31 protein-coding genes, 1 pseudogene and 1 riboswitch are annotated in these 25,331 nt (G+C 72.4%); of the genes and pseudogenes, 17 read left to right on the top strand and 15 right to left on the bottom strand.

Annotated features, from left to right (window positions below; genetic code table 11):
• Window positions 1-11: 11 nt before the first annotated feature.
• Entirely contained in the window at window positions 12-1,238 is a 1,227-nt protein-coding gene (locus tag IF55_RS04330) for an acyl-CoA dehydrogenase family protein (RefSeq protein ID WP_030874210.1), read from the bottom strand.
• A gap of 148 nt (window positions 1,239-1,386) precedes the next feature.
• On the opposite strand from IF55_RS04330, the gene IF55_RS04325 reads away from it, so the two are divergent.
• Window positions 1,387-2,034, top strand: a complete 648-nt coding sequence (locus IF55_RS04325; RefSeq protein WP_398244495.1) for a TetR/AcrR family transcriptional regulator — start codon at window positions 1,387-1,389, stop codon at window positions 2,032-2,034.
• A 153-nt stretch (window positions 2,035-2,187) separates the two neighbouring features.
• Here IF55_RS04325 and def read toward each other — a convergent pair.
• A pseudogene (gene def / locus IF55_RS04320) lies at window positions 2,188-2,724 on the bottom strand (peptide deformylase); the annotation flags it as partial.
• A 166-nt stretch (window positions 2,725-2,890) separates the two neighbouring features.
• On the opposite strand from def, the gene IF55_RS04315 reads away from it, so the two are divergent.
• The 7 genes from IF55_RS04315 to IF55_RS04285 all read left to right on the top strand — a co-directional run bounded on the left by IF55_RS04315 (window position 2,891) and on the right by IF55_RS04285 (window position 9,331).
• Window positions 2,891-4,129 carry a MurT ligase domain-containing protein gene (locus tag IF55_RS04315; RefSeq protein ID WP_030874217.1) on the top strand — a complete coding sequence of 413 codons (1,239 nt, stop codon included), beginning with the start codon at window positions 2,891-2,893 and terminating at the stop codon, window positions 4,127-4,129.
• A gap of 24 nt (window positions 4,130-4,153) precedes the next feature.
• Window positions 4,154-4,882, top strand: a complete 729-nt coding sequence (locus IF55_RS04310; protein WP_030874219.1) for a type 1 glutamine amidotransferase — start codon at window positions 4,154-4,156, stop codon at window positions 4,880-4,882.
• Between the two features lie 146 nt (window positions 4,883-5,028).
• Window positions 5,029-6,054 (top strand): 6-phosphofructokinase, encoded by a 1,026-nt coding sequence (locus IF55_RS04305; RefSeq protein WP_030874222.1) that lies wholly within the window; start codon window positions 5,029-5,031, stop codon window positions 6,052-6,054.
• 169 nt (window positions 6,055-6,223) lie between these two features.
• The gene (locus IF55_RS04300) at window positions 6,224-7,180 is read left to right on the top strand and encodes a cytochrome c oxidase assembly protein (RefSeq protein WP_030874223.1); all 957 of its coding nucleotides are present in this window, start codon (window positions 6,224-6,226) and stop codon (window positions 7,178-7,180) included.
• Window positions 7,181-7,275: 95 nt separating this feature from the next.
• Window positions 7,276-7,434 (top strand): hypothetical protein, encoded by a 159-nt coding sequence (locus IF55_RS39670; protein WP_030874224.1) that lies wholly within the window; start codon window positions 7,276-7,278, stop codon window positions 7,432-7,434.
• A 63-nt stretch (window positions 7,435-7,497) separates the two neighbouring features.
• Window positions 7,498-8,202 carry a lysophospholipid acyltransferase family protein gene (locus IF55_RS04290; RefSeq protein WP_030874226.1) on the top strand — a complete coding sequence of 235 codons (705 nt, stop codon included), beginning with the start codon at window positions 7,498-7,500 and terminating at the stop codon, window positions 8,200-8,202.
• A 79-nt stretch (window positions 8,203-8,281) separates the two neighbouring features.
• Window positions 8,282-9,331 (top strand): NAD-dependent epimerase/dehydratase family protein, encoded by a 1,050-nt coding sequence (locus IF55_RS04285; protein WP_030874228.1) that lies wholly within the window; start codon window positions 8,282-8,284, stop codon window positions 9,329-9,331.
• Here IF55_RS04285 and IF55_RS04280 read toward each other — a convergent pair.
• Both IF55_RS04280 and IF55_RS04275 read right to left on the bottom strand, forming a co-directional pair.
• A complete protein-coding gene (locus IF55_RS04280) occupies window positions 9,303-9,974 on the bottom strand; it encodes a DUF1707 SHOCT-like domain-containing protein (protein WP_106980304.1) in 672 nt (223 codons plus the stop codon). The genes IF55_RS04285 and IF55_RS04280 overlap by 29 nt on opposite strands.
• 103 nt (window positions 9,975-10,077) lie before the next feature.
• Complete coding sequence (locus tag IF55_RS04275) at window positions 10,078-10,464, bottom strand: ArsR/SmtB family transcription factor (protein ID WP_030874232.1); 387 nt, start codon at window positions 10,462-10,464, stop codon at window positions 10,078-10,080.
• Window positions 10,465-10,646: 182 nt separating this feature from the next.
• Between IF55_RS04275 and IF55_RS04270 the strand changes: the two genes are divergently transcribed.
• From IF55_RS04270 to IF55_RS04250, 5 genes are all read left to right on the top strand, one after another.
• Complete coding sequence (locus tag IF55_RS04270) at window positions 10,647-11,063, top strand: hypothetical protein (RefSeq protein ID WP_078643584.1); 417 nt, start codon at window positions 10,647-10,649, stop codon at window positions 11,061-11,063.
• 65 nt (window positions 11,064-11,128) lie between these two features.
• The gene (locus IF55_RS04265; protein WP_030874237.1) at window positions 11,129-11,875 is read left to right on the top strand and encodes an SDR family NAD(P)-dependent oxidoreductase; all 747 of its coding nucleotides are present in this window, start codon (window positions 11,129-11,131) and stop codon (window positions 11,873-11,875) included.
• Window positions 11,876-11,953: 78 nt separating this feature from the next.
• Window positions 11,954-12,532: a helix-turn-helix domain-containing protein gene (locus IF55_RS04260; protein WP_030874240.1), complete on the top strand. Its 579-nt coding sequence runs from the start codon at window positions 11,954-11,956 to the stop codon at window positions 12,530-12,532.
• Window positions 12,430-12,870, top strand: a complete 441-nt coding sequence (locus tag IF55_RS04255) for a MarR family winged helix-turn-helix transcriptional regulator (protein ID WP_078643644.1) — start codon at window positions 12,430-12,432, stop codon at window positions 12,868-12,870. The genes IF55_RS04260 and IF55_RS04255 overlap by 103 nt, the downstream gene beginning before the upstream one ends.
• 5 nt (window positions 12,871-12,875) lie before the next feature.
• A complete protein-coding gene (locus IF55_RS04250) occupies window positions 12,876-13,109 on the top strand; it encodes an SDR family NAD(P)-dependent oxidoreductase (RefSeq protein ID WP_030874245.1) in 234 nt (77 codons plus the stop codon).
• 68 nt (window positions 13,110-13,177) lie between these two features.
• Here the strand turns inward: IF55_RS04250 and IF55_RS04245 are convergent, their stop codons facing one another.
• The 10 genes from IF55_RS04245 to IF55_RS04200 all read right to left on the bottom strand — a co-directional run bounded on the left by IF55_RS04245 (window position 13,178) and on the right by IF55_RS04200 (window position 21,410).
• Window positions 13,178-14,779 (bottom strand): alpha/beta hydrolase, encoded by a 1,602-nt coding sequence (locus IF55_RS04245; protein ID WP_030874246.1) that lies wholly within the window; start codon window positions 14,777-14,779, stop codon window positions 13,178-13,180.
• Window positions 14,780-14,892: 113 nt separating this feature from the next.
• Window positions 14,893-15,687 (bottom strand): urease accessory protein UreD, encoded by a 795-nt coding sequence (locus IF55_RS04240; protein ID WP_037962389.1) that lies wholly within the window; start codon window positions 15,685-15,687, stop codon window positions 14,893-14,895.
• A 5-nt stretch (window positions 15,688-15,692) separates the two neighbouring features.
• On the bottom strand, window positions 15,693-16,391 hold the full coding sequence (gene ureG / locus IF55_RS04235; protein WP_030874248.1) for an urease accessory protein UreG: 699 nt from the start codon (window positions 16,389-16,391) through the stop codon (window positions 15,693-15,695).
• Window positions 16,392-16,450: 59 nt separating this feature from the next.
• On the bottom strand, window positions 16,451-17,284 hold the full coding sequence (locus IF55_RS04230; RefSeq protein WP_078643581.1) for an urease accessory protein UreF: 834 nt from the start codon (window positions 17,282-17,284) through the stop codon (window positions 16,451-16,453).
• Between the two features lies 1 nt (window position 17,285).
• Window positions 17,286-19,007 (bottom strand): urease subunit alpha, encoded by a 1,722-nt coding sequence (locus IF55_RS04225; RefSeq protein WP_030874251.1) that lies wholly within the window; start codon window positions 19,005-19,007, stop codon window positions 17,286-17,288.
• Window positions 19,000-19,311 (bottom strand): urease subunit beta, encoded by a 312-nt coding sequence (locus IF55_RS04220; protein WP_030874253.1) that lies wholly within the window; start codon window positions 19,309-19,311, stop codon window positions 19,000-19,002. The genes IF55_RS04225 and IF55_RS04220 overlap by 8 nt, the downstream gene beginning before the upstream one ends.
• Window positions 19,308-19,631: an urease subunit gamma gene (locus IF55_RS04215; RefSeq protein WP_030874255.1), complete on the bottom strand. Its 324-nt coding sequence runs from the start codon at window positions 19,629-19,631 to the stop codon at window positions 19,308-19,310. The genes IF55_RS04220 and IF55_RS04215 overlap by 4 nt, the downstream gene beginning before the upstream one ends.
• Before the next feature lie 409 nt (window positions 19,632-20,040).
• Window positions 20,041-20,295 (bottom strand): holin, encoded by a 255-nt coding sequence (locus tag IF55_RS04210; protein ID WP_030874258.1) that lies wholly within the window; start codon window positions 20,293-20,295, stop codon window positions 20,041-20,043.
• A gap of 7 nt (window positions 20,296-20,302) precedes the next feature.
• Window positions 20,303-20,686, bottom strand: a complete 384-nt coding sequence (locus IF55_RS04205; RefSeq protein ID WP_030874260.1) for a hypothetical protein — start codon at window positions 20,684-20,686, stop codon at window positions 20,303-20,305.
• Between the two features lie 100 nt (window positions 20,687-20,786).
• Window positions 20,787-21,410: a hypothetical protein gene (locus tag IF55_RS04200; protein WP_048831549.1), complete on the bottom strand. Its 624-nt coding sequence runs from the start codon at window positions 21,408-21,410 to the stop codon at window positions 20,787-20,789.
• 489 nt (window positions 21,411-21,899) lie between these two features.
• On the opposite strand from IF55_RS04200, the gene IF55_RS04195 reads away from it, so the two are divergent.
• Window positions 21,900-22,877, top strand: a complete 978-nt coding sequence (locus IF55_RS04195) for a M28 family metallopeptidase (protein WP_245661049.1) — start codon at window positions 21,900-21,902, stop codon at window positions 22,875-22,877.
• 18 nt (window positions 22,878-22,895) lie between these two features.
• Here the strand turns inward: IF55_RS04195 and IF55_RS04190 are convergent, their stop codons facing one another.
• Window positions 22,896-23,198, bottom strand: a complete 303-nt coding sequence (locus IF55_RS04190) for a type II toxin-antitoxin system Phd/YefM family antitoxin (RefSeq protein WP_030874268.1) — start codon at window positions 23,196-23,198, stop codon at window positions 22,896-22,898.
• Between the two features lie 95 nt (window positions 23,199-23,293).
• On the opposite strand from IF55_RS04190, the gene IF55_RS04185 reads away from it, so the two are divergent.
• The 3 genes from IF55_RS04185 to IF55_RS04175 all read left to right on the top strand — a co-directional run bounded on the left by IF55_RS04185 (window position 23,294) and on the right by IF55_RS04175 (window position 25,231).
• A complete protein-coding gene (locus IF55_RS04185) occupies window positions 23,294-23,944 on the top strand; it encodes an ATP-dependent Clp protease proteolytic subunit (protein ID WP_030874270.1) in 651 nt (216 codons plus the stop codon).
• A 6-nt stretch (window positions 23,945-23,950) separates the two neighbouring features.
• The gene (locus IF55_RS04180; RefSeq protein WP_030874272.1) at window positions 23,951-24,259 is read left to right on the top strand and encodes a hypothetical protein; all 309 of its coding nucleotides are present in this window, start codon (window positions 23,951-23,953) and stop codon (window positions 24,257-24,259) included.
• Between the two features lie 320 nt (window positions 24,260-24,579).
• Window positions 24,580-24,757: riboswitch (cyclic di-AMP (ydaO/yuaA leader) on the top strand.
• Window positions 24,758-24,760: 3 nt separating this feature from the next.
• Window positions 24,761-25,231 carry a C40 family peptidase gene (locus IF55_RS04175; RefSeq protein ID WP_030874275.1) on the top strand — a complete coding sequence of 157 codons (471 nt, stop codon included), beginning with the start codon at window positions 24,761-24,763 and terminating at the stop codon, window positions 25,229-25,231.
• The last annotated feature ends 100 nt before the right edge of the window (window positions 25,232-25,331 follow it).

The following is a 25,331-nucleotide window of genomic DNA, read 5'->3' as shown; positions in this document are numbered from 1 at the left end:
GCGGCGCGTGGTCAGCGGATCGGCATGCCCGACACGGTGCGGGCGATGACCAGGCGCTGGATCTCGCTGGTGCCCTCGAAGATGGTGTAGATGGCGGCGTCCCGGTGCATGCGCTCGACCGGGTACTCGCGGGTGAAGCCGTTGCCGCCGAGGATCTGGACGGCCTGGGCGGTGACCTTCTTGGCGGTCTCGCTGGCGAACAGCTTCGACATGGAGCCCTCGGCGGAGGTGAAGGGCTTGCCGGTGGTGGCCATCCAGGAGGCGCGCCACACCAGCAGCCGGGCCGCGTCGATCTGGGTCCGCATGTCGGCGAGCTGGAAGGCCACGCCCTGGTTGTCGATGATGGGCCGGCCGAACTGGGTGCGGGTCCGGGCGTAGTCGAGGGCTTCCTCGTAGGCGGCGCGCGCGGTGCCGACGGCCATGGCGCCGACGGCCGGGCGGGACGCCTCGAAGGTGGCCATGGCCGCGTTCTTGACGCGCTCGCCGTCGCTCCGGGCGCGTTCGCGGGCGCGGGCGAGGCGCTCGTCGAGTTTGTCCTTGCCGCCGAGCAGGCAGTGGCCGGGGACGCGTACGTCCTCCAGGACGACCTCGGCGGTGTGCGAGGCGCGGATGCCGTGCTTCTTGAACTTCTGGCCCTGGGCGAGGCCGGGGGTGCCCGGCGGGACGATGAAGGAGGCGTGCCCCTTGGAGCCGAGCTCGGGGTCGACGACGGCGACGACGACGTGGACGCCCGCGATGCCGCCGTTGGTCGCCCACGTCTTGGTGCCGTTGAGCACCCATTCGTCCTTGGCCTCGTCGTAGACGGCGCGGGTGCGCATCGCGGCGACATCGGAGCCGGCGTCGGGCTCGGAGGAGCAGAAGGCGGCGAGCTTCACGTCGTCGGCGTCGCCGTACATCTGGGGGACCCAGGTGCCGATCTGCTCCTCGGTGCCGTTGGCGAGGACGCCGACGGCGGCGAGGCCGGTGCCGACGATGGACAGGCCGATGCCCGCGTCGCCCCAGAACAGCTCCTCCATGGTCATGGGGATGCCGAGGCCGGTGGGGTCGAAGAACTGCTGGGCGTAGAAGTCGAGGGAGTAGATGCCGATCTTGGCCGCTTCCTGGATGACGGGCCAGGGGGTCTCCTCGCGCTCGTCCCACTCGGCCGCCGCCGGGCGCATCACGTCGGCGGCGAATCCGTGGATCCAGTCGCGCACCTCCCTCTGGTCCTCGTTCAGCTCCATGGTGAACTCGGCCATGACCCCTCCAACTACTTGTTACTAGCGGTAACATGAGTGTGTTACTCGCCAGTAAGGGCTGTCAAGCTCGGACGACACCCCGATCCGCTCAGTGGAACGGGTGTTACGTTGCGCATGCGTCAAGAGTCACGGGGGCGGGGAGGCACACATGGTGGAGACCAGTCAGCGGGAAGATCAGCAGCGGGCCGCGCGGGCGCGGCGCAAGGAGCTGCTGGAGGCCGCGGACCGGGTGGTCATGCGGGACGGACCGGGAGCGTCCATGAACGCGATCGCGGCCGAGGCCGGGATCACCAAACCGATCCTGTACCGGCACTTCGGCGACAAGGGCGGGCTCTACCGCGCGCTGGCCGTACGCCACACCGACGCCCTGCTCGACGGATTGCGCGCGGCCCTCGACTCCCCCGTCCCCCGCCGCGACCGCGTCGAGGCCACCCTGGACACCTATCTGGTGGCCATCGAGACCCGGCCCCAGGTGTACCGCTTCCTGATGCACCCCGCCGACGAGGAGCAGCCCTCGGAGCAGGGGTTCGACGTCGGCCGGCACTCCGCGCCGCTGCTGCGGCGGCTCGGCGAGGAGCTGGCCGAGGTGATCGCCGAGCGCGTCGACCTCGGACCGGGCGGCGAACAGCTCGCGCGGGCCTGGGGCCACGGCATCGTCGGCATGATGCACGCGGCGGGCGACTGGTGGCTGCGCGAGCGTCCGTTCCCCCGCGCCGAGCTGGTACGCCACCTCGCCGACCTGCTGTGGGGGCGGCTGGCCGCGGCCGGGGACCGGCTGGACGGCCCCGGCTTCTGACAGCCGGCCTCGTGGGTCCCGCGAAGAGGCCGTAGGCCGTCAGGACACCGCGGGCCGTTCAGAAACCGCGGACCCGGCGGGCCCGGCGGCCTCGGCGGGCCCGGTGTCCTCGGCGGGCCCGGTGTCCTCGGCGGCCTCGGCGGGCGCCCCGGGCTTCGACCATGGCGCCCGCCGGGCCGCCCGCAGCGTGCGGCGCAGCCGCAGCCCCGTCAGCCGGTCCGTGAACAGGCCCCCGTCGAGGTGGTCGCTCTCGTGCTGGAGGCAGCGGGCGAAGAAGCCCGTCCCCGTCACCCGGACCGGCGCGCCGTCCCGCGTCGTGCCCTCGACGACGGCGCGGTCGAAGCGGGGCGTGCCGGCCTCGATGCCGGGCAGCGAGAGGCAGCCCTCCGGGCCGCGCACGCGCACCCCGTCGGCCTCGACGAGCCGGGGGTTGACGACGTGTCCGAGGTGGCGGCGGTCCTCGTCGTCGGGGCAGTCGTAGACGAAGACCCGCAGCGGCACGCCGATCTGATTGGCCGCGAGCCCGACGCCCCGGGCCGCGTACATGGTCGCGAACATGTCCTCGATGAGCGCGGCGAGGCCCGGGCCGTACTCCTCGACCTCGGCGCACGGCGCCTGGAGGACCGGGTCCCCGAGCAGCCGCATGGGCCGTACGCGTCCGGTGCTGCCGGGGATCGTGCCGTTTCGCATACGTTCCAGCGTACGGTCCGCGGGCGGCAGGTTCGGGCCCACGGCCGGATCTCGATAGGCTGATCCCTGACCGATGCCTCCCGGCTGGCGATTCGGCGCGGAGGGGGCGTCCCGCCGGCGGACCCAGAGGCAGGCGCGGCGCCGGATGCAAGGAGGAGCTAGGACGATGGCAGGGAACACGGAGCCGCTGTCCCCGCGGGCCAAGCTGGCCGTGACGGCGGGCAGGGCCGCGGCGGCGGTATCGCGGGCCGCGGGCCGCGGCAGCGGATCGGTGATCGGCGGCAAGGTGGCGCTCAGGCTCGACCCCGACCTGCTGGCCCGGCTGGCCGTCCACTTGGACGTGGTCCTGGTGTCGGCGACCAACGGCAAGACGACGACGACCCGGCTGATCGCCGAGGCGCTGCGGGCCAGCGGAGTGGTGGTCTCGAACGCGCTGGGCGCCAACATGCCCGCGGGCATCACCTCCGCGCTGGCCGGCGGGTCCGACGCGCGGTACGGCGTGATCGAGGTGGACGAGAAGTATCTGGCGGGCGTCGCGCGCGACGTGGAGCCCAAGGCCATCGCGCTGCTGAACCTCTCGCGCGACCAGCTCGACCGGGCCGCGGAGACCCGCATGCTGGCCGAGAAGTGGCGCGAGGGCCTGGCCGGCACCAAGGCCGTGGTGATCGCCAACGCCGACGACCCGCTCGTCGTGTGGGCGGCCTCCTCCTCCCCGAACGTGGTGTGGGTGGCGGCCGGCCAGGAATGGAAGGACGACGCCTGGTCGTGCCCGTCCTGCGGCGGCGTGATGCAGCGCCCCGGCGACGACTGGTTCTGCGGCGAGTGCGGTTTCCGGCGCCCCACCCCGAGCTGGGCGCTCTCCGGCGACTACGTGCTGGACCCGCACGGCAGCGCGTGGCCGATCCACCTCCAGTTGCCGGGCCGGGCCAACAAGGCGAACGCCACCACCTCCGCGGCCGTGGCCGCCGCCTTCGGGGTGCCGCCGCAGGTGGCGCTGGAGCGGATGTACCAGGTCCAGGCGGTCGCCGGCCGGTACGACGTGGTGACGTTCCTGGAGCGGGAGCTGCGGCTGCTGCTGGCGAAGAACCCGGCCGGCTGGCTGGAGACGTTCTCGCTGATCGACCCGCCGCCCACGCCGGTGATCCTCGGCGTCAACGCGCGCGGCGCGGACGGCACGGACACCTCCTGGCTGTGGGACGTGGACTACACCCGCCTCGCGGGCCACCCGATCCTCGTCATCGGCGACCGCAAGCTGGACCTCGCGGTGCGGCTGGAGGTCGCGGGGCTGGACTTCCGGGTGTGCGAGGACGTCGACGAGGCGGTGCGGATGGCCCCGCCCGGCCGGATCGAGGTCATCGCGAACTACACCGCGTTCCAGGACGTACGCCGCCGCGTCGGCAACTGACACCCGCTAAAGGAGCCTTAACCCATGAGCCAGAGCAGTCTGCGCCTGGTGTGGATCTACCCCGACCTGCTGAGCACGTACGGGGACCAGGGCAACGCCCTGGTGGTGGAGCGGCGTGCGCGCCAGCGCCGGCTGGACGTCCAGCGCCTGGACGTCCGCTCCGACCAGCAGATCCCGACCTCCGGGGACATCTACCTGATCGGCGGCGGCGAGGACCGGCCGCAGCGGCTGGCGGCCGAGCGGCTGCGCCGGGACGGCGGGCTGAACCGGGCGGTGGCCAACGGCGCGATCGTCTTCTCGGTGTGCGCGGGCTACCAGATCCTGGGCCATGAGTTCATCAACGACCTCGGCCAGCGCGAGCAGGGCCTGGGGCTGCTGGACGTGGTCAGCACCCGCGGCGAGGGCGAACGGTGCGTCGGCGACGTGCTGGGCGACATCGACGAGCGGCTGGGGCTGCCGCCGCTGACCGGTTTCGAGAACCACCAGGGCGTCACGCACCTCGGCCCGACCGCGCGGCCGCTGGCGCGGGTGCGGTTCGGCAAGGGCAACGGCACGGGCGACGGCACCGAGGGCGCGTTCAACGACACCGTCTTCGGCACGTACATGCACGGCCCGGTGCTGGCCCGCAACCCGCTCATCGCGGACCTGCTGCTGAAGCTGGCGCTCGATGTGAACGCGCTGCCGCCGGTGGACGAGCAGTGGTACGAGGCGCTGCGCGCGGAGCGGATCGCGGCGGCGACGCAGCCCGCGTGACGGCCGGGGCGCGGGTCTTCTCGGCCAAGTGGCCCGTATGACGGACGGATCGGTTCTCCCGCCACCCGCGCTTGTAGGGTGGCGGGGATGATCCAGCCGGACGACGGGGTCCGGTCATCCGGCCCTGTTGCAAAGGTTTTCCTGCCATGCGAATTGGTGTGCTCACTTCCGGTGGCGACTGCCCCGGCCTGAACGCCGTCATCCGGTCCGTCGTGCACCGCGCGGTCGTCGACCACGGTGACGAGGTCATCGGCTTCCACGACGGGTGGAAGGGGCTCCTGGAGTGCGACTACCGCAAGCTGGACCTGGACGCGGTGGGCGGCATCCTGGCGCGCGGCGGAACGATTCTCGGCTCGTCCCGGGTGCAGCCCGCGCACCTGCGCGACGGGGTGGAGCGGGCCCGCGGCCACGTCCGGGACCTGGGGCTGGACGCGGTCATCCCGATCGGCGGCGAGGGCACCCTCAAGGCGGCGCGGCTGCTGTCGGACGCGGGGCTGCCCATCGTGGGGGTGCCCAAGACGATCGACAACGACATCGCGTCGACGGATGTGACGTTCGGCTTCGACACGGCGGTCGGCGTCGCGACCGAGGCGCTGGACCGGCTCAAGACCACGGCGGAGTCGCATCAGCGGGTGCTGATCGTCGAGGTGATGGGGCGGCACACGGGGTGGATCGCCCTGCACTCGGGGATGGCGGCGGGCGCGCACGCCATCGTCGTGCCGGAGCGGCCGTTCGACATCGACGAGTTGACCGCGCTGGTGGGCGCGCGCTTCGCGGCGGGCAAGAAGTTCGCGATCGTGGTGGTCGCGGAGGGCGCGAAGCCGCGCGAGGGGTCGATGGACTTCGACATCGGCGGTACCGACGTCTACGGGCACGAGCGTTTCGCGGGCGTCGCCCGCCAGTTGGCGGTCGAGCTGGAGCGGCGCCTGGAGAAGGAGGCGCGTCCGGTGATCCTGGGCCATGTGCAGCGGGGCGGCACGCCGACCGCGTACGACCGGGTGCTGGCGACCCGGTTCGGCTGGCACGCGGTGGAGGCGGCGCACCGCGGCGAGTTCGGGATGATGACGGCGCTGCGCGGCACGGACATCACGCTGGTGCCGCTGGCGGAGGCCGTGGAGACGCTCAAGACGGTGCCGGCGGAGCGGTACGGCGAGGTGGAGTGCGTGCTGTGACCCGTACCGCGAGCTGACCTCGCGCCGTTTTCGTCCGTTCCCACCTTTACGGACGTGATCAGCGCCGTTACGGACGTGATCAGCGCCGAAAGCCGCCCCCGGCCGGACCCCCGGCCGGGGGCGGTTCTAGTCTGGTGCGGGCGCATTGGTACGAAGTAGGAGAGAGCGGATGGACCACGGCGGTCACGGCATGATGATGATGGATCTGCCGCCGTTCACGCTGGGACGGAGCCTGGAGTTCAGCGGCGACGCCTTCTTCATGGTCGGCTGCTTGCTGGGGCTCGCGCTCTACGGCTGGGCCGTGGTGCGGCTGCGGCGGCGCGGCGACGAGTGGCCGGTGGGGCGCACGGTCTCGTACGTCATCGGCGTCCTCACGGTGGCGCTGGTGATGTGCACCAAGCTGAACGACTACGGCATGGTCATGTTCAGCGTGCACATGGTGCAGCACATGGTCATCAGCATGCTCTCCCCGATCCTGATCCTGCTGGGGGCGCCGGTGACGCTGGCGCTGCGGGCGCTGCCCACGGCGGCGCGCGGCCGGAAGGGCCCGCGCGAATGGCTGGTGGCGCTGTTGCACAGCCGCTACATGCGGATCATCACGCACCCCGTATTCACGATTCCGATCTTCATCGCGAGCCTTTACGGGCTGTATTTCACGCCTATTTTCGACTTCCTCATGGGCAGCCGGGTCGGGCACATCGCGATGATGGTGCACTTCCTCGCGGTGGGTCTGGTGTTCTTCTGGCCGATCATGGGCGTGGACCCGGGGCCGCACCGGCCGGGTTATGTGATGCGGATGCTGGAGCTGTTCGCGGGCATGCCGTTCCACGCGTTCTTCGGCATCGCGCTGATGATGGCGTCGCAGCCGATGATCGGCACATATATGCATCCGGCGGCCTCGCTCGGCGTCGATCCGCTGTCGGACCAGATGGCGGCGGGCGGCATCGCGTGGGCGTTCAGCGAGATCCCCTCGGTGGTCGTGCTGATCGCGCTGGTCTTCCAGTGGTACAAGTCCGAGCAGCGGCAGGCGCGGCGCTCGGACCGGATGGAGGCGCGCAGCGGCGACCAGGAGCTGGCGGCGTACAACGCCTATCTCGCGACGCTTCAGGCGCGCGGCGGGCAGTAGCCGTCTGGCGGTGAGGACCGCGGCGGGGTGACGATGGTCCCCTGACCGCGGTCCTCGCGTTTTCCCGGCCGGGCCGCCTGAGGGAGGTGCGGAACATGCCCGGATCTGCACGGACGATGGCAGCGATGACGGTGGGCGGCCTGGTCGTGGTGACCGGCTACAGCGTGGCGCTGGGCAGCAACGGCTGGCTGTGGTTCACGTGGGTGGTGCTGGGGCTGCTGACGGTGGGGGTGGTGGTGGCGCGCGGGAACTGAGGGGGGAACCCCAGAAGAGGGGGAAGAAGGCGGAAGAGGGGGCAAGAGGGGGAGGCTGCCGCCGTGTTCTACCAGTTGCTCAAATACGTGTTCCTGGGGCCGCCGCTCAGGCTGCTGTTCCGGCCGAGAATCGAGGGGATCGGCCATATCCCGGACGACGGCGCGGCGATTGTCGCGGGAAATCACCTGTCGTTCTCCGATCATTTCCTGATGCCGGTGATCCTGCCGCGCAGAATCACGTTCCTGGCGAAGTCGGAGTACTTCACGGGCCGGGGGCTGCGGGGCCGGCTGACGGCGGCCTTCTTCCGCGGCGCCGGGCAGATCCCGGTGGACCGCTCGGGCGGCAAGGCGGCTCAGGCCGCGCTGCGCTCGGGGCTGGCGGTGCTGGGCAAGGGCCGGCTGCTGGGCGTCTATCCGGAGGGCACCCGGTCGCATGACGGGCGGCTGTACAAGGGGCGTACGGGCGTCGCGGCGATGGCGCTGCGGGCGGGGGTGCCGGTGGTGCCGTGCGCGATGGTCGGCACGTTCGAGGTCCAGCCGCCGGGCCGGGCCCTGCCCCGGATCCGGCCGGTGACGATCCGGTTCGGGGAGCCGCTGGACTTCTCGCGGTTCGTGGGGCTGAGCGACGAGCACGTCGCGCTGCGGGCCGTGACCGACGAGATCATGTACGCCATCCTGCGGCTCTCCGGGCAGGAGTACGTGGATCAGTACGCGACCGAGGCGAAGAAGGCCGATCAGACGCGGCGGTCCGGGCGGCCCTCGCGCTGACCCCATTGCGCTGACGGCGAATCAGCGCACGGCGTAAGGGGGTGGGCGCGCCGCTCGCGGGGGCCGTACCGTCCCGGCCATGGCGAACGGAACGGCATTCGTGCTCGGCGCGACCGGGCAGATCGGAAGGGTGGCGGTGCGCGCGCTCGCGGCCGACGGGTGGCGCGTACGGGCGGCGTCGAGGAGCGCCGGCCGGGACGCGGGCTGGCCCGGGGACGTACAGGCGGTGGCCGTGGACCGGGAGGACGGCGCGGCGCTCGGGGCGGCCCTCGGGGACGGGTGCGACGTCCTGCTGGACTGCGTCGCGTACGGGCGGGAGCACGCGCGGCAGCTACGGGGACTGGCGGACCGCGTCGGGTCGGCCGTGGTGATCTCCAGCGGCGCGGTGTACGAGGACGAGCGCGGCCGGAGCTTCGACACGCAGGGCGAACCGGACGGCTTCCCGGCCTATCCGGTGCCGATCACCGAGTCGTGCCGCACGGTCGCGCCGAGCGATCAGACGTACGGCACGAGGAAGGCGGCGCTGGAGCAGGAGCTGCTGGCGGCCGGCGACCGGCTGCCGACGACGCTGCTGCGGGCGGGCGCCATCCACGGCCCGCACAGCCCGCTGCCCCGGGAGCTGTACTTCGTCAAGCGGGCGCTGGACGGCCGTCCGGTGCGCGTGCTCGCCTGGCGCGGCGAGAGCCGCTTCCACACCGTTCATGTCGACAATCTCGCGGAGCTGGTGCGGCTCGCGGCGGCCCGGCCCGGATCGCGGGTGCTGAACACCGGCGACCCCGAGGCGCCGTCGGTGGCGGAGATCTCGGCGGCGGTCGACGCGGTGATGGGGGTGCGCAGCGAGATGGTGCCGGTCGACGGGGCGCCCCCGCGGCCGGGCGTCGGGGAGACACCGTGGAGTGTGGAGCGGCCGGTGGTGTTCGACACGTCGGCGGCCGAACGGGAGCTGGGCTACCGGGCGGTGACGGGCTATGCCGAGTCGCTGCCGCCGACCGTGGAGTGGCTGACCCGGGAACTGGCGGCCCGGGACTGGCGTACGGCGTTCCCGGTGCTGGCCGGGGTCTACCCGGGGCTCTTCGACTACGCGACCGAGGACGCCTGGCTCAACGCCACTCGCGCCAAGGCCACTTGAAGTTCCGCATGAGCCGCACATGGCCGAAGACGGAGCGTCCGGTGATGCGCACCACCGGGCCCTCCGTGCCGCCCTGCGGGGGCTTGCCGGGCAGCGAGCGCTTGCCGAAGAGGGCGGTGCCGGTGTCGTAGACCTGCGCCTCGTCGGGCAGCAGGATCTCGATCTTGCCGCAGAAGGAGTTGGCGTCGATCACGACCTCGCGCCGGGTGAAGACGGCGTGCCGCAGGTCGAGGACGACCGCGCCGAACCGCGCGTGCACGACGGAGTGCGGGGGCACGGGCAGTTGGCCGCCGCGCCGGATCTTGCTGAAGAGGGCCGTCAGCGGCTCGCTGTCGACGGGGTCGGCGAGGGCCCGGCCGGGCTCGGGGGCGGGCAGGTCCGCGGTGAGCGGCACGAGTTCGGCGCGGGTGCGGGCCTGGTAGACGGCCTCCAGGCGGTCGGAGTGCTCCTCGGCGGAGATCCGGCCGAGGGCGAGCGCGTCGGCGAGGAGCGCCGCGGCGGCGTCCCGCTCCTGGTCGGAGGCGCGGACGGCGGGGGCCTGAGCGGCGGGCGCCGGGACGGCGGGTGCCTGGGCCGCGGGGGCCTGGGCGGCGGGTCGTGCGGGCTCGCGGACCGGCTCCGGCGTCGCGGCGTGATCGGGCATGGACGGTCTCCTCAGCGATACGAACCCAACTTCGCACTCACGCTATATCGCGACACCACGGAGGGGCAAGACGGCGGACACGGGGGCGCCCGGCGGGCCGGCCTCAGCCGCGACCCCGGCCCCGCCTGCGCGCCTCGTCCGCCTCCGCCGCCTTGAGCAGCGCCGGCAGCAGCCCGGGGAAGCGCTCCTCGATGTCGGCGCTCCGCAGGGAGATGTAGCGCTCCCGCCCGATCCGCCGCGTGTGCGTCCAGCCCGCTTGCCGCAGGACTCGGAAGTGGTACGAGCCGGTGGCCCGTGTGACGGGCAGTTCGATGTCGCCGCAGCCCACCTCCAGCTCCACGGCCAGCCGCCGGACGATGTGCTGCCGCAGGGGCTCGCTGAACGCCTGGAGCAGCGCGCCGAGGCACAGGTCGGCGGTGTCGGGCTGGTCGGCGTCGGCCGGCGGCGAGTCGGTGGGCGGCGCGGCCGGCGTGCGCGCGGAGGGAGACATTTAGAGATCTCTCAAACTGGGTGTTAGCGTGCGGACTGTCATTTCGATGATCCTGTAAATGTTCTGGCGGTGCAACGCCGCGCCCTGGGCGCCTCCCCGCCCCCGGCCGCGCCGCCGGGCACGCAGCCACCGCCCGCCGAGCGCTCCCGCGGAGCCGCTCCCCCACAGAGACGGAAGACGCCGTGCACGAGACCACCGACTCCCCCACCACCCCGGCGCCCGCGGCCGGCGGCCCCGGGCAGGACGGCGGCGGCGCGCCGCTGCGGACACTGTTCTGCATCGCCGTCACCCAGGAGTTCTTCAACGCCGGTGACGACGAGCGCGCCGCGGTGGCCGCCGCGATCACGCCCGCCTTCGACCGGCTCGCCGAGCGCTTCGGCATCACGGTGCTCGGCACCCTCGACGACGACCAGCTCATGGTCGGCGCGACGCCGGGCTGGCCGTGGACCTCCTACATCCTCGCCGACGTGCCCGACGTGGCCACCGCCGCCGAGGTCTGCGGCATCGTCCGCGAGACGCCGGTCGGCGAGAGCCGCCTGTGGCGCTACCTGCGCGTCGAGGCGCGGCTCGGCCGCCCGCTGTTCTTCGGCACGCGCTGACGGCCCCCGCGCCCCTTTCCCCTCCGCCGCCTCCCCGCACCGCAGCTCCTGAAAGGACCCGCCACATGCTCCCCACCGGCCTCGCCGGACGCACCGTCCTGATCACCGGTTCCGCCCAAGGGCTCGGGGCCGCCCTGGTCCGCGCGTACCACGACGAGGGCGCGCGGGTCGCGGCGCTCGACGTGGACGACGAGCGCAACCGCGCCCTGGTCGCCGAGGTGGACCCGAGCGGGGAGCGCGCCCTCGCGATCCACGCCGATCTGCGCGACCTCGACGCCCTCGCCGCCGGCTACCGCGCCGCGAGCGAGTGGGGCCCCGTGGACGTACTGGTCAACAACGCGGCCCGGCCGCTGGTCAAGTCGCTCTGGGACATCACGCCGGAGGAGTGGGACGACGTGTTCGCGGTCAATCTGCGGGCCGCGTTCTTCCTCACGCGCATGGTGGCCGCCGACATGCGCGAGCGGGGGTTCGGGCGCGTCGTCAACATGTCCTCGATCGCGGGCCAGGCGCCCCGGCCCACGGGTGCCGCCTACGGCACGACCAAGGCGGGGCTGATCTCGCTGACCCGCGTCTTCGCCGCCGAACTGGCCTCCCACGGCATCAATGTCAACGCCGTGGCGCCCGCGATGATCGACACGCCCATGGTGCGTTCCGTCTCCCCCGAGACCCTGGCCGAGATGACCGCCCAGGTGCCGCTCGGCCGGATCGCCACCCCGGAGGACGTCGCCCGGCTCGCCGTGTTCCTCTCCGCCGAGGACTCCTTCATCACCGGCGCGACGTACGACATCAACGGCGGCGCCCTCATGCGCTGACCGGCCGCCCGCGTAGACCGCCCCGCCGCCCCGCGCGGAGGGTTGCAAAGCCTCATGCCATTTCGGCAAGGTAGAGGCATGGACCGAATCGAACAGGCGCTGACGGCCATCGGGCCCCGGCTTCGGGAGCTGCGCCGACGGCGCGGCGTCACGCTGGCCGCGGTGGCGGAGTCCACCGGCATTTCCGAGAGCACGCTCTCGCGTCTGGAAGGCGGCGGGCGCAAGCCCAACCTTGAGCTGCTGCTGCCGCTGGCCCGCGCGTACGGCGTGTCGCTGGACGAGCTCGTGGGCGCCCCCGAGACGGGCGACCCGCGGGTCTATCTGCGCCCGGTCACACAGGGCGGCATGACCTATGTCCCGCTGAGCCGCAGGCCGGGCGGGCTGCACGCGCACAAGCTCGTCATCCGCCCCAGCACCGGGGAGCCCGACCTCAAGACGCACGAGGGCTACGAGTGGGTGTACGTGCTCGACGGGAGGCTGCGGCTGCACCTCGGGGAGCGGTCCCTGGTGCTGGCGCCCGGCGAGGTGGCGGAGTTCGACACGCACGTACCGCACTGGCTCGGGCCGGACGACGACCAGCCCGTCGAACTCCTCGTCATCTTCGGCAAACAGGGCGAGCGCGCCCATCTCCGCGCCCGCCCCGCCCAGCCCTCCTGACCGGGCTTCGGCACCGGGGTTCACCGGACCGGCGCCGGCTGGCCGACCGGCTGGGGTGCGACGCCTCGACGGCCACCTCGATGATCGACCGGCTGGAGAAGCGCGGCCTGGTCCGCCGCGTGCCGCACCCCACCGACCGCCGGGTGAAGGTCGTCCAGCTCACCGAGGAGGGGTGCGCGCTGCGCGACGGCGTCATCCGGCACAGCGCCGAGCACTCGCCGTTCGCCCGGCTCGACCGCGACAGCCGGCTCCGCCTGCACGCCCTGCTGCGCGAGGTGGCCGACGGCTCCCCGTCGGCACCGGCCGCCGAAGGCCACCACCGCGAGGAACGGGGCTGAGCACCATGGCCACCACCGTGATCACCGGCGGCAGTTCGGGGCTGGGTCTGGTGACGGCACGTCACCTCGTCGCGGCCGGGCAGCGCGTCGTCCTCGTCGGCCGGGACGCGGCGCGCACCGCCGCCGCGGCCGAGAGCCTGCGCTCTCCCGCGCCCGCCGGCCGGGTCGCCGCTCCCCCGAGCACGTACACCGCCGACCTGGCGGAGACCGCGCGCCTGCTGGGCGTCGAGCCGCTGTAGATACGAATGCGCCGTGCCCCTGTCCCTTCGTCGCGAAAGGGGCGGGGGCACGGCGTTCCGGCGGGGTGTTACTTGGCCGCGGCGGCCTTCGGCTCCGGGGTGGCGTGCGGGGTGCACGTCACATCCCTGGGGTCGGTCTTGCCGTCGACCAGGTAGGCGTCGACCTTGCTGTTGATGCAGGGGTTGAGGAGGCCGGTGACGCCGTGCGAGCCCGCGCCCTTCTCGATGATCATGCGGGAGCCCTTGAACCGCTTGTGCAGTTCGACGGCGCCGGCGAACGGCGTCGCGGCGTCACGGGTGCTCTGCACGATGAGGACCGGCGGCAGGCCCTTGTGGGAGGTGACGTTCACCGGGGTCCGCTGCGGGCCGCCCCAGGTGGCGCACGGCAGGTTCATCCAGGCGTTGGCCCAGGTCATGAAGGGGGCCTTCTTGTCGATCCGCGTGTTGTCGCGGTTCCACTTGTTCCAGCTCGTCGGCCACTTGGCGTCGGCGCACTCGACGGCGGTGTAGACGGCGTTGCTGTTCTCCGCCGCGATGTTGCCGGCGGTGTCGGACATGTCGGGTCCGGCGGCGGCGACGAGCGGCTTCTCGTCGCCCGCGCGGTACTTGCTCCACGCGTCGGCGACGGGGATCCAGTACGAGTCGTAGTACGGGGCCTTCTGGAAGTAGCCGATGAGCTCGGCCGGGCCGACGACCCCGCCGATCGGGTTCTTCTTGGCGGTGGCCCGCAGCTTCTCCCACGCGCGCTGGACCTTCGCCGGGGTGTCGCCGATGTGGTAGACGGAGTCGTGCTGGGCGACCCACTTCTTCCAGTCGGCGAAGCGGCTCTCGAAGGCCACGTCCTGTTCGAGGTTGGCCTGGTACCAGATGTTCGACTGCGCCGGGTTGACGACGCTGTCCACGATCATGCGGCGGACGTGGTCCGGGAAGAGCGTGCCGTAGACGGCGCCCAGGTACGTGCCGTAGGAGACGCCCAGGTAGTTGAGCTTCTTCTCGCCGAGGGCGGCGCGGAGCACGTCGAGGTCGCGGGCGGTGTTCGGCGTCGTCATGTACGGGAGCATCGCGCCGCTGCGCTCCTTGCAGCCGTCCGCGTACTCCTTGGCGAGCTTGCGCTGCGCGCGCTTGTCGGCCTCGCTGTCGGGGACCGGGTCGGCCTTGGGCGCCTTGACGAACTCCTGCGGGTCGACGCAGGAGATGGCGGCGGAGTGGCCGACGCCGCGCGGGTCGAAGCCGACGAAGTCGTACGCCTTGGAGCTCTTCGTCCAGAGCGGGTTCTTCTTCGTGACCCGGGCGGGGAACTGCATCCCGGAGGCGCCGGGGCCGCCGGGGTTGTAGACGAGGGAGCCCTGGCGCTCGTTCGCGTCGCCGGTGGCGCGGGCGCGGTCCACGGCGATCTTGATCGTGCGGCCGTGCGGCTTGGCGTAGTCGACGGGGACCGTCACATAGCCGCACTGGATGGGGGCCGCGAGGCCCCAGGAGGCGGGGCAGTCCTGCCACTTGATGCCGGTCTTCGCCGCCTGGGCCGCGGCCACCCGTACGCCGTACGCCTCGCGGGCGCCGTTGTCGTGCGAGCGCTCGCCGGCGGAGGCGGTCGGGGCGGCCATGAACCCGGCTATCAGCGCGCCGGTCACCACGGTGCCGGTCGCGCCGAGTATCGCTGTACGTCTCACGAAGGAACTCCCCCTGCTGGGTGCGCCGCCTCCGGGGACGGCGATGATCACGGAGCTGCGAGGGAATACTTTCGTCTCTGTCACCCACATGGACAGATCGCACAGGTGTTTCTTTACCAATCCATAAGATTCGCCGCCGCGTCCAGGTGACGGCGCAGGCACAGAGCGTCCGGTGCGACGGCTGTGACCAGCGCGGCGGGCCCCGCCAGCGGGGTCAGGACGGCCGTTTCGCCCAGCAGCGTCCGCTCCACGGGGCGCTCCTCGAACGCCGGGTCCACGACGATCAGTTGGCCGACCGCCCCGTACCCGCCGAGCACCGCGCCGCCCGCCCAACCGGGCGCCCCCGGCCCGTACGCCAGTTCCTGGTCGAAGAGCGGACGGCCCGCGCGGCGCACGGTCAGCCGGGTGACGAGCCGCCCGGTGTCCTCGCCCGCGCGGCCCAGCACCTGTTCCTCGCGGTAGACCAGCCGCGCGCTCGGCGCGAGGTCGATCCGGGTCGTCATGCGCAGATCGCTGCCGCCCGCGGAGATCAGCGGCTCGGGGAGCCAGCGCAGCACGGCGTCCTCCCCCACGTCGAGCCGGGTGTCGTAGGCGGCGGGGGCGCCGGTGCGGCCGGGCAGCGCGATGGTGGCCGCGGTGGTGGTGAAGCGCAGCGCCGCCCCGTCGGCGACGGTGGCCGAGAGCGCGAGCGCGTCGCCGCCGAGCGGCGCGCTCATCGCCCCCACCAGGCAGGCGCGGGCCTCGCGGCCGGCCGAACGCAGCCGGCGCAGCGCGAAGGGGCCCTCGCCCTCCAGCACGGGCAGGCCGGTGGAGCCGCGCCCGTCCGGGACGGCGACCACCCGCGCCGCGGCCCGTACGCCGAATCCGGTGGCGAGGGCCGCCGGCGGCGGGGCGGTCGGTACGGTCATGGCGTTCACGCCGCCGCGTTCTCCGCGGTCCAGGCGGCGAGGCGCTCGCGCACCCAGTCCGAGACGGGCCGCACCCCGCCCTCGGCCTTGATGGACGTGAAGGCGACGGGGAGGTCGCCGCGCTGCGCCTTGGCGTCGCGCGCCATGCCCTCCAGGTCGACGCCGACGTACGGGGCGAGGTCGGTCTTGTTGACGACGAGGAGGTCCGCGGTGGTGACGCCGGGGCCGCCCTTGCGCGGGATGTCGTCGCCGCCGGACACGTCGATGACGAAGATCTGGAAGTCGACGAGGCCGCGCGAGAAGGTGGCGGTGAGGTTGTCGCCCCCGGACTCCACCAGGACCAGGTCGAGCGGCCCGACCTGGTCCTCCAGGTCCTCCACCGCCTCCAGGTTGGCGGAGATGTCGTCGCGGATGGCGGTGTGCGGGCAGGCGCCGGTCTCCACCGCGCTGATCCGCTCGGGCGGCAGCACGGCCTCCCGGAGCAGGAACTCGGCGTCCTCGCGGGTGTAGATGTCGTTGGTGACGACGGCGATGGAGAGTTCGTCGCGCAGGGCGCGGCACAGCGCGGCGACGGTGGCGGTCTTGCCGGTGCCGACCGGGCCGCCGAGGCCGATGCGCAGCGCGCGGCGGGTGCCGTCGGGGCGGATCGCCTCGGCGCTGTGGGTGTGCCGCTCGGGGAAGTCGTTGCCGTGGTCGAGGTGCATGTCGCTCCTGGTGTTCTCTGTGGGTGGTTCAGGTGGTGCGATCGATGGTCAAGCGGCGGTCATGAGGCGAAGAGCCGTACGGGCCAGGTCGCGTGCTGTTCGGCGGTGATGTCGAGCAGCGGCGCGGAGGGCGCGGGCAGCGCTTCCGCGCCCTCCCGTACGGCGCGGGCCGCCGCCTCCGCCGCGGTCCCGGCGACCTGGTCGAGGTCGACGGCGAGGTGCGCGAGGACGGCGGTGGCGTCGAACGGGTCGAGGCTCAGCAGCCGCACGGTGGCGGTCGCCGGGCCGCTCACCGCCTCGTAGGCGCTGGCGTACGCGGCGTCGAGCGGGGCGAGCCCGGCCGCGCGGGCCGCGAGGCCGAGCACGACGGGCTGGTGGGCGCCGCGCGGCCGGGCCGCCGCGAGGGCGTCCAGCTCGGGCGAGGGCCAGGCGGCCCGCGCGGCGCGCATCATCTGCCGGCCGAGGCGGCGGGCGGCGGCCCGCAGCGCGGGCGCGGGGGTACGGGCGTCCGCCGCCTCGTCGAGGACGAGCGGGTCGAGTCCCGCGGCGGCCGCGGCGGCGAGCGCCGCGGCCGTGAGCCCGGCGGTGTGCAACCTGCCCCGGCAGAACTCCTCCAGCGTCGCGGCGTCCCTGACCCGGCCCGTCTTGACGGCCGGTTCGGCCCCGCCGGAGTGGGCGTGCCCGCCGGCCGGGAAGCGGCCGTCGGCGAGGACGAGCAGGGCGGCGCGGCTGCCCGCCGGGCGCGCGGCCCGGTTCCCGAAGGGCTCCGGCGGGCGCCCGCTGCGTACGGGCCCGGGCTCCGGCGGGCGGGCGGCGCGCTCCTTGAAGGGCTCCGGCGGCCGGGTCCGCGCCGCCGCCCCGGCGACGGGGGCCGTCACGTGGTGGATGGCCATATCAGAACAGGAAGTAACGCTGGGCCATGGGCAGTTCGGCGGCCGGCGCCGGTTCCACGGGGTCGCCGTCGATGGTGACCGTGAAGGTGTCCGGGTCGACCACGACGCGTGGCCGGGCGTCGTTGTTGCGCATGTCGGCCTTGGAGACGCCGCGGGTGGACTGGATCGGGACGAACCGCTTGCCGAGGCCGAGCCGTTCGGGGAGGCCGTCGTCCATCGCCGCCTGGGTGACGAAGTTGATGGAGGTGGCCGCGGGGGCCCGGCCGACCGAGCCGAACATGGGGCGCGGCAGGATCGGCTGCGGGGTGGGGATGGAGGCGTTGGCGTCGCCGAGCTGCGCGTACGCGATCTGCCCGCCCTTGATGACGAGCTGCGGGCGGATGCCGAAGAAGACCGGGTCCCACAGCACGAGGTCGGCGAGCTTGCCGGTCTCCACGGAGCCGATCTCGTGGTCGAGGCCCTGGGCCGCGGCCGGGTTGATCGTGTACTTGGCAACGTACCGGCGCGCGCGGTGGTTGTCGGCGCGGCCGTCGCCGGGCAGGGCGCCGCGGCGTTTCTTCATGACGTGCGCGGTCTGCCAGGTGCGCAGCACGACCTCGCCGATGCGGCCCATGGCCTGGGCGTCGGAGGAGAGGATCGAGATCGCGCCGAGGTCGTGCAGGAAGTCCTCGGCGGCGATGGTGCTGGGCCGGATGCGGGACTCGGCGAAGGCGAGGTCCTCGGGGACGGCCGGGTTGAGGTGGTGGCAGACCATCAGCATGTCGAGGTGTTCCTCGACGGTGTTGACGGTGTGCGGCCGGGTGGGGTTGGTGGAGCTGGGCAGCACGTTGGACTCGGAGACCACGGTGATGATGTCCGGTGCGTGGCCGCCGCCCGCGCCCTCGGTGTGGTAGGCGTGGATGGAGCGCCCGCCGATGGCGGCGAGGGTGTCGCCGACGAATCCGGCCTCGTTGAGGGTGTCCGTGTGGATGGCGAGCTGGGCGCCGCTCTCCTCGCAGACGTTCAGACAGGCGTCGATGACGGCCGGGGTGGCGCCCCAGTCCTCGTGGACCTTGAAGCCGACGGCGCCCGCGCGCAGTTGGTCGCGCATCGAGTCGTACGACATCGTGTTGCCCTTGCCGAGCAGCCCGATGTTGATCGGGGAGCCCTCCAGCGCCTCGAACATCCGGGCCAGGTGCCAGGAGCCGGGGGTGATGGTGGTGGCCTTGCTGCCCTCGGCGGGGCCGGTGCCGCCGCCGACCAGGGTGGTGATGCCGGAGGCGAGGGCCTCGTCCACGGCCTGCGGGCAGATGAAGTGGACGTGGGTGTCGATGGCGCCGGCGGTGAGGATCTTGCCGTTGCCGGCGATGATCTCGGTCTCGGGGCCGATGACGAGGTCGGGGTGGACGCCGTCCATGGTGTCGGGGTTGCCGGCCTTGCCGATGCCGGTGATCCGGCCGTCGCGCAGTCCTATGTCGGCCTTGACGATGCCCCAGTGGTCGAGGATGACGGCGCCGGTGATCACGGTGTCGGGGGCGCCCTCGGCGCGGGTGGCGCGGGACTGGCCCATCGACTCGCGGATGACCTTGCCGCCGCCGAAGACCGCTTCGTCGCCGGAGTGGCCGGGGCCGCCGGAGCGGTCCTCCTCGATCTCCACGACGAGGTCGGTGTCGGCGAGCCGGATGCGGTCGCCGGCGGTGGGGCCGAAGAGGTCGGCGTAGGCGGGGCGGGTGAGCTCAGACATCGAGGGGTCCTCCGGTCTCGCCGCGCAGGCCCTCGACAATGCGCTTGCCCGTGATGGGCACGAGGTCGACCTCGACGGGGATGCCCGGTTCGAAGCGGACGGCGGTTCCCGCGGCGATGTCGAGCCGCTTGCCGTACGCGGCGGCGCGGTCGAAGTCGAGGCCGGGGTTGGCCTCGGCGAAGTGGTAGTGGGAGCCGACCTGTACGGGCCGGTCGGCGGCGTTCAGCACGGTGAGGCTGATGTGCGGGAGGCCCTCGTTGAAACGTACGGGCTCGTCGGCGAAGAGGATCTCTCCGGGAATCATGCGGTCCGCTCCCCCTGCCAGGCGATGGGCTCGTGCACGGTGACGAGCTTGGTGCCGTCCGGGAAGGTGGCCTCGACCTGCACGTCGTGGATCATCTCGGGGATGCCGTCCATGACCTCGTCGCGGGAGAGCACCTTGCGGCCGGAGGCCATCAGTTCGGCGACGCTGTGGCCGTCGCGGGCGCCTTCGAGGATGTGCGCGGTGATGAGCGCGACCGCCTCGGGGTAGTTGAGCCGCAGCCCGCGGGCCCTGCGCCGCTCGGCGACGTCGGCCGCCACGTGGATCAGCAATCGTTCCTGTTCGTGCGGGGAAAGTTGCACGCGTCCCACCTCACTGTCGTTCCTTCCTCCGCTCACAATTGGGCAGGAGGAACCCGCGTTCCGGCCGGTAGGCGGGCAGGCGAGTGGTGCGTGGACCGCGTCGTTCCGACTGAACGCAGTTGGACCATATCGGTCGAGAATCCGGACTTGACCTGCGGTTCTCCGTCTCGCGACCGGTATTGCAGGTTAATACTCAAGCTTTTCCACCGCGTTAACTGACGCTTTGCGCATCCATAGCCAAAGCTGTCAGGAATCCTGTGACATCGATGTCTTTGACATGCGCGTCCGGACGCGAGGCGGGTGGGGAGCGCGGGAACGGGACGGTCCGCCGAACCCGTCGGCGTACCGTCCCAGGAGGTCGGGGCGAGACGAGAGCCCGCCGTGACGCGGGCGGCGCGGTGCCGCGGGGTCACGTTCCGTTCGGTGGGGCCTGGCTGCTGCGGCGCGGCAGCCAGGCGGCGCTCGCCTTGTCGCCGGCCAGCCCGCCGATCGCGCCCTTGAGGACGGAGAGGGCGGCCGGGAGGGCGGCGATCGCCGCGGCCTTGAGGGCGGGGATGCTGGTGAGGTCGAAGCCGTCGGCGAGGAGGAGGCCGACGAGGGTCGTCACGTACGCGGCGACGGTGCGCTCGGCGATGTCGAGGAGGAGGCGGGGCAGTCGGGCCATGGGGGTCTCACTTCCAGTAGAGCCCGCGGGCGCGGGCGGTGTGCAGCAGGGCGTGGGTGGTGTCGTCGAGGGCGTCGGGTCCGTAGCTGACCTCGAAGCGGACCGTTTCGCCCTTGCTGATGGAGCCGGTGTGGGTGAAGTCGACGAAGGACAGGCCGGGCGTGGTGAGCCGTTCGACGATCGGGCCGTCCCAGCGGGAGCCGTTCGCCCGGCGGTGGTAGAAGCGGCCTTGGATCGTGGCCCCGGCGGGCGCTTCGAGCGTCAGATAGACGGTGGCCGTGTACGAACCGGCCCCGGATATCAGGTCGACGCGGTTGATGGTCAGGGTCTTCCAGGAGTTGGGCACCAGCTCCTGGCCCTGGTTGCTGATCTCGCCCAGGGTGTACGGCACTTCTCTTCTCCTTCCGCGGTGTGGTGGTGGGCGCGGCCTCGCCGCCCGGTTGCCTGACGGCCTCGACGGCCTCCTGGCCTCGCGGCCTGCGGCGGGTGCGCTACGGGGCCCCGGTCGCCTCGCCGGCGCGCGCGAGGATCGCGGCCATCGGGAGCAGGCCGGGGTCGCCGTGGTCGTTCTCCGGTACGTGCTGGTGGCCGCAGTGCCCGCGGAAGGCGTTCCACTTCGCGGCCCCCATCCGCACGCCGTTGGCCCCGTACGAGCCGGGGTACGCCTTGAACGTCACGCCGCTGGCCAGCGGCACGCCGTGCTGGTCGTGGGCCCACCGCGCGAAGGCGGCGAGGTCGCGTAACGCCCAGTCGGGCAGCTCGGGGGTGTAGAGGTGGCGCACGGTCCACTTGCCGTGCGCGGCCGGGTCGCAGGTGCCGACTATCTCGACCTGGCAGACGTTGAGGGTGTTGGTCTCGACGCCGCCCGGCTTGTTGGCGAGCGCCCGCGACGACGTGTCGAAGTCGAAGTGCTGGTGCCAGTTCAGCCGTTGTGCGTCGAAGTCGGGCAGCGCGGTGAAGTTGGGCGCCACCGAGCCCCCGGCGTAGTCGGGCAGGCCGGTGCCCTCGGTGGAGTGCCAGACGACGGTGTTGACCTCCATGGGGTCGCCGCCCCATCTGGACTGCCACCACTGTGCGGTGGACGCGCCGGGATATTTCTGTGGTCCTGCGGGCATGACGGCCCCTTCCCTGTGGCCGGGTGCGGGCATGGCTGTGACGCGGCTGGCGACGGCGCGGGCCGGCGCGGGCGCGTGGATGGGTGCGGGACGTGAGACCGGGGCCGTGCCGAGCCGGCCGGTCATGCCCGCATCAGTGTCATACCCGCCCAGGGGGCCGCTCCACCGTCCGACCGCTGGTCAGGTGGTGGTCGCCTTACCGGGCATGGGGCGCCGTCCCACCGGGCACGGGACCGATGTCGGCGGCGGGCCGTCCCGCCGTGTCCCAGCCGTGTCCCTTCTGCGTCCCTGCCGTGTCCCCCTCTGCGTCCCCACCGCGTCCCTGCCGTGCCCTCGCCGCGCCTCCTTGCGTCCACTCGCGTCCGCTCGCGTCCGTTCCGCGGAACAGGCTGTTCTTTAATCGCTCTTGACGGATCGCGGCGAACCTTAAATCCTCATGTCCGCATCAATTGCTCCGCACCACCCCCCACTTCAGTTACGGAGCCCACTGTGTTCACCGCTGTCACAACGTCACCGCTGCGCCGTGCCGCGCTGGCCGCCGGCGCCTGCACCGCCCTCGTCGCCGCTCTGCTCGGCTCGGCCGCCGGGGCCCAGGCGTCGCCCCCCACCGCCGCCCCCGCCCGTACCCTCTCCGCGCCCGACATCGACGGCGCGGCCGTCAAGGCGGACCTCGGCGAGTTGCAGAAGATAGCCGACGCCAACGGCGGCACGCGGGCCCACGGCACCGCCGGATACAAAGCGTCCGTGGACTTCATCCAGGCCAAGCTGGAGGCGGCCGGGTTCACCACGAAACTCCAGGAGTTCACCAGCGGCGGCGCCAAGGGGTACAACGTCATCGCGGACTGGCCGGGCGGCGACTCCGACAAGGTCGTCATGGCGGGCGCGCACCTGGACTCGGTCGACGCCGGGCCGGGCATCAACGACAACGGGTCCGGCGCGGCCGGGATACTGGAGGTCGCGCTCGCCGTCGCCAAGGCGGACCTCAAGCCCGCGGGGCACCTGCGGTTCGCGTGGTGGGGCGACGAGGAGGCCGGCATGGTCGGCTCCTCGCACTATGTCGACGCCCTGGGCGCGGACGGCCTCGCGAAAATCGACGGCTATCTCAACTTCGACATGATCGGCTCGCCCAACCCCGGCTACTTCGTGTACGACGACGACGCGCGCCTGGAGAAGGTCTTCACCGACTGGTTCGCGGCCAAGAAGATCGCGACCGAGCCGGAGACGGAGGGCGACGGGCGCTCCGACCACGCGCCGTTCAAGGACCGGGGCGTGAAGGTCGGCGGGCTGTACTCCGGCGGCGAGCGGACCAAGACGGAGCGGCAGGCCGCCCAGTGGGGCGGCACCGCCGGCGAGGAGTTCGACGCCTGCTACCACCGCTCCTGCGACACCCTCAAGAACATCGACGACAAGGCGCTCGACACGAACACGGACGCGATCGCGAACGCCGTCTGGGAGCTCAGTTCCTGACGCCCCCCCAGCGCGCCGTCACCTCTCGCGGCCCGGACGCCGGTCACCGGTGTCCGGGCCGCGGTGGTGTGCCGCGATGCCGAAGCGCTGGCGTTCGCCCGGAGCGGACGTCAAGGGGCGCGTCACGGACACCGTGCTGATCACCTCGTCCTCCGCCGCCGTCTCCTCCTGCTCAAGTCGTTGCAGGTCAGCGGCGGATACCAGGGCGACCAGGGGTTTGCCGTGGCGCGTCACGACGACGCGCTCGCCGCCGTAGACGACGCGGTTGATCAGTTCCGCCAGCTCGGCGCGGGCTTGCGTCACCGGAATCTCGTAGGCCATGCTCCCCATCATAACGGGACGTACATCCTGTACATTTTTTACAGAGGTGACACACGGCCCGTCGGCGCGCGCGAGCGCAGACGAAAGGTGCAGCCATGACCGGACCCACCGCCCGCTACGTCCTTCCCGAGTTCACCGAGCGCACCAGCAACGGGGCCCGGACCATGGACCCGTACTCCAAGCTGCTCTCCGAACGGATCATCTTCCTGGGCACCCAGATCGACGACACCTCGGCCAACGACGTGATCGCGCAGTTCATGTACCTCGAACACGCCGCGCCCGACCAGGACATCTCGCTCTACATCAACTCCCCCGGCGGCTCGTTCTCCGCCATGACCTCCATCTACGACACGATGTGCTACGTGTCGTGCGACATCGAGACGGGCTGTCTGGGCCAGGCGGCGTCCAGCGCGGCCGTCCTGCTGGCGGCGGGCACGCCCGGCAAGCGGTTCGCGCTGCCGAACGCCCGCGTCCTCATCCACCAGCCGTCCTTCGGCGAGCCGATCCAGGGGCAGACCTCCGACCTCCAGATCCACGCCAAGGAACTGCTGCGCACCCGCGAGCAACTGGAGGGGATGCTCGTACGGCACACCGGGCAGAGCGCCCAGCAAGTCGCCGCGGACATCGAGCGCGACAAGATCTTCGACGCCGCGGGCGCGGTCGCGTACGGCCTGGTGGATCACCTCGTCAGCAGCCGCAAGACCGGAACCGGCGCGCCCGGTCCCGCCGCGCCGGGCGCCCGGTGAGCCCCGGTGCTGCCGCCGGAACTGCCGCCGCTGCCCTCGCTGACGCGCGCGGAGAGCGAACTCGTCGACCGCTATCTGGAGGCCGCCGACCTGCTGGGCCGCGCCAATCCGGCGCGGGGGCACGACACTTACGGCGCCCTGCGCGCGGCGCAGGCCCTGGTCTCCAAGGCCGCCGAGCTGCGTGACGCGCTGGCCGTGATGCACGAGCGTGGCGAGCGCGAACTGCACGCGACGACGCTGGCGCGTGCGATGCGGGTACTGGACGGGGAGCGGCGGACCGGCCGGATCTCGCTCCCACCGGGGCCGACGCGTTGACCCGCAGACAGCTCACCGCCCATCCCTCGATAGGCGTAGGCGGGCCTGGACGGTACGCAGTGATCGATTTGCGCGACACGCGCGGGTACGGGTCGGGCGGCGATACCGCGCCGCTGGTGCCGGGCTGCGTACGCTTCGGGACACGGAACGGGATCTCCGCGTGTCCACCCGAACAGGTCAGTCGTGATCAGCCTCACATAAGGCGTTTTCCGCTCGGAATTCGTACCAGGCATGCGCCAAGATCCCTGAGACGACAAGCCCCCGCCTCCGCGGGGCGGTCCGGGCGGACGCCGAGTCCTGCCGCCGTACCGGGCGTCTGGTCGACAGGAGTGCATCGGCAGGAGTGGAGGACCCGAGCACGGCGGGGGTCGCCTCATCGACGAGATCGACGAGGTACGACGAGGTGACTCCCTCGGGGTGAAGCCGCCGTGGCGGCCGGGCAACTTCGCCAGCCCGAACCCGACAGGTCACCCTTCACAGGCGGTTGACGAAGGGTCGCGCATGACAGCGCACACACGTCCCCGACTGCTGTCCAGGACCGGCGCCGCCTCCGTACTCACCCTGGCCGCCTTCGGCGCCACCAACCTCCTGCCGAGCGGCGCCTACGAGGCCGAAGCCGCCTCGGCGTCCGCCAAGGCGCTGCGCGTGGCGGCGTCGAAGAAGGGCTCCCCCTACCGCTACGGGGCGGCCGGCCCCTACCGCTTCGACTGCTCGGGCCTGACCCTCTACTCGTTCAAGCGCGTCGGCAAGCGGCTGCCCCGCACGGCGGCCGGCCAGTACAACCGCACCCGGCATGTCTCCTCCTCCGCCCGCAAGAGCGGGGACCTGGTCTTCTTCCACTCCCGCGGCGGCGTCTACCACGTGGGCATCTACGCCGGGAAGGGCCGGATCTGGCACGCGCCGAAGAGCGGGACGGTGGTGCGCCTGGAGAAGATCTGGTCACGGAGCGTCAGTTACGGCCGCGTGGGCTGACGGGGGGCTCACGGGGGGCTGACGGGGCGGCCAACCCCGCTGTCAGTGGCCGAGGGTAGTTTGAGCGCGGTAGGACAGTGCCCGCTCGGCCCTTGAGGAG

This window comes from Streptomyces varsoviensis, from assembly GCF_000718635.1.
Taxonomy (GTDB): Bacteria; Actinomycetota; Actinomycetes; order Streptomycetales; family Streptomycetaceae; genus Streptomyces; species Streptomyces varsoviensis.
Note: the sequence above shows the minus strand (reverse complement) of the source record. Positions and strands in the feature narration are given on the sequence as shown.

Bases quoted from the DNA above. Each gene is read 5' to 3' on its own strand.
- IF55_RS04275 (WP_030874232.1), bottom strand. From the start codon at position 10,464: ATGTCTCCCTCCGCGCGCACGCCGGCCGCGCCGCCCACCGACTCGCCG.
- IF55_RS04250 (WP_030874245.1), top strand. From the start codon at position 12,876: ATGGCCACCACCGTGATCACCGGCGGCAGTTCGGGGCTGGGTCTGGTG.
- IF55_RS04330 (WP_030874210.1), bottom strand. From the start codon at position 1,238: ATGGCCGAGTTCACCATGGAGCTGAACGAGGACCAGAGGGAGGTGCGC.
- IF55_RS04190 (WP_030874268.1), bottom strand. From the start codon at position 23,198: ATGGCCTACGAGATTCCGGTGACGCAAGCCCGCGCCGAGCTGGCGGAA.
- IF55_RS04240 (WP_037962389.1), bottom strand. From the start codon at position 15,687: ATGACCGTACCGACCGCCCCGCCGCCGGCGGCCCTCGCCACCGGATTC.
- IF55_RS04185 (WP_030874270.1), top strand. From the start codon at position 23,294: ATGACCGGACCCACCGCCCGCTACGTCCTTCCCGAGTTCACCGAGCGC.
- IF55_RS04280 (WP_106980304.1), bottom strand. From the start codon at position 9,974: ATGCCCGATCACGCCGCGACGCCGGAGCCGGTCCGCGAGCCCGCACGA.
- IF55_RS04265 (WP_030874237.1), top strand. From the start codon at position 11,129: ATGCTCCCCACCGGCCTCGCCGGACGCACCGTCCTGATCACCGGTTCC.
- IF55_RS04315 (WP_030874217.1), top strand. From the start codon at position 2,891: ATGGCAGGGAACACGGAGCCGCTGTCCCCGCGGGCCAAGCTGGCCGTG.
- IF55_RS04300 (WP_030874223.1), top strand. From the start codon at position 6,224: ATGGACCACGGCGGTCACGGCATGATGATGATGGATCTGCCGCCGTTC.
- IF55_RS39670 (WP_030874224.1), top strand. From the start codon at position 7,276: ATGCCCGGATCTGCACGGACGATGGCAGCGATGACGGTGGGCGGCCTG.
- IF55_RS04285 (WP_030874228.1), top strand. From the start codon at position 8,282: ATGGCGAACGGAACGGCATTCGTGCTCGGCGCGACCGGGCAGATCGGA.
- IF55_RS04200 (WP_048831549.1), bottom strand. From the start codon at position 21,410: ATGCCCGCAGGACCACAGAAATATCCCGGCGCGTCCACCGCACAGTGG.
- IF55_RS04210 (WP_030874258.1), bottom strand. From the start codon at position 20,295: ATGGCCCGACTGCCCCGCCTCCTCCTCGACATCGCCGAGCGCACCGTC.
- IF55_RS04310 (WP_030874219.1), top strand. From the start codon at position 4,154: ATGAGCCAGAGCAGTCTGCGCCTGGTGTGGATCTACCCCGACCTGCTG.
- ureG (WP_030874248.1), bottom strand. From the start codon at position 16,391: ATGCACCTCGACCACGGCAACGACTTCCCCGAGCGGCACACCCACAGC.
- IF55_RS04220 (WP_030874253.1), bottom strand. From the start codon at position 19,311: ATGATTCCCGGAGAGATCCTCTTCGCCGACGAGCCCGTACGTTTCAAC.
- IF55_RS04260 (WP_030874240.1), top strand. From the start codon at position 11,954: ATGGACCGAATCGAACAGGCGCTGACGGCCATCGGGCCCCGGCTTCGG.
- IF55_RS04225 (WP_030874251.1), bottom strand. From the start codon at position 19,007: ATGTCTGAGCTCACCCGCCCCGCCTACGCCGACCTCTTCGGCCCCACC.
- IF55_RS04230 (WP_078643581.1), bottom strand. From the start codon at position 17,284: ATGGCCATCCACCACGTGACGGCCCCCGTCGCCGGGGCGGCGGCGCGG.
- IF55_RS04175 (WP_030874275.1), top strand. From the start codon at position 24,761: ATGACAGCGCACACACGTCCCCGACTGCTGTCCAGGACCGGCGCCGCC.
- IF55_RS04305 (WP_030874222.1), top strand. From the start codon at position 5,029: ATGCGAATTGGTGTGCTCACTTCCGGTGGCGACTGCCCCGGCCTGAAC.
- IF55_RS04325 (WP_398244495.1), top strand. From the start codon at position 1,387: ATGGTGGAGACCAGTCAGCGGGAAGATCAGCAGCGGGCCGCGCGGGCG.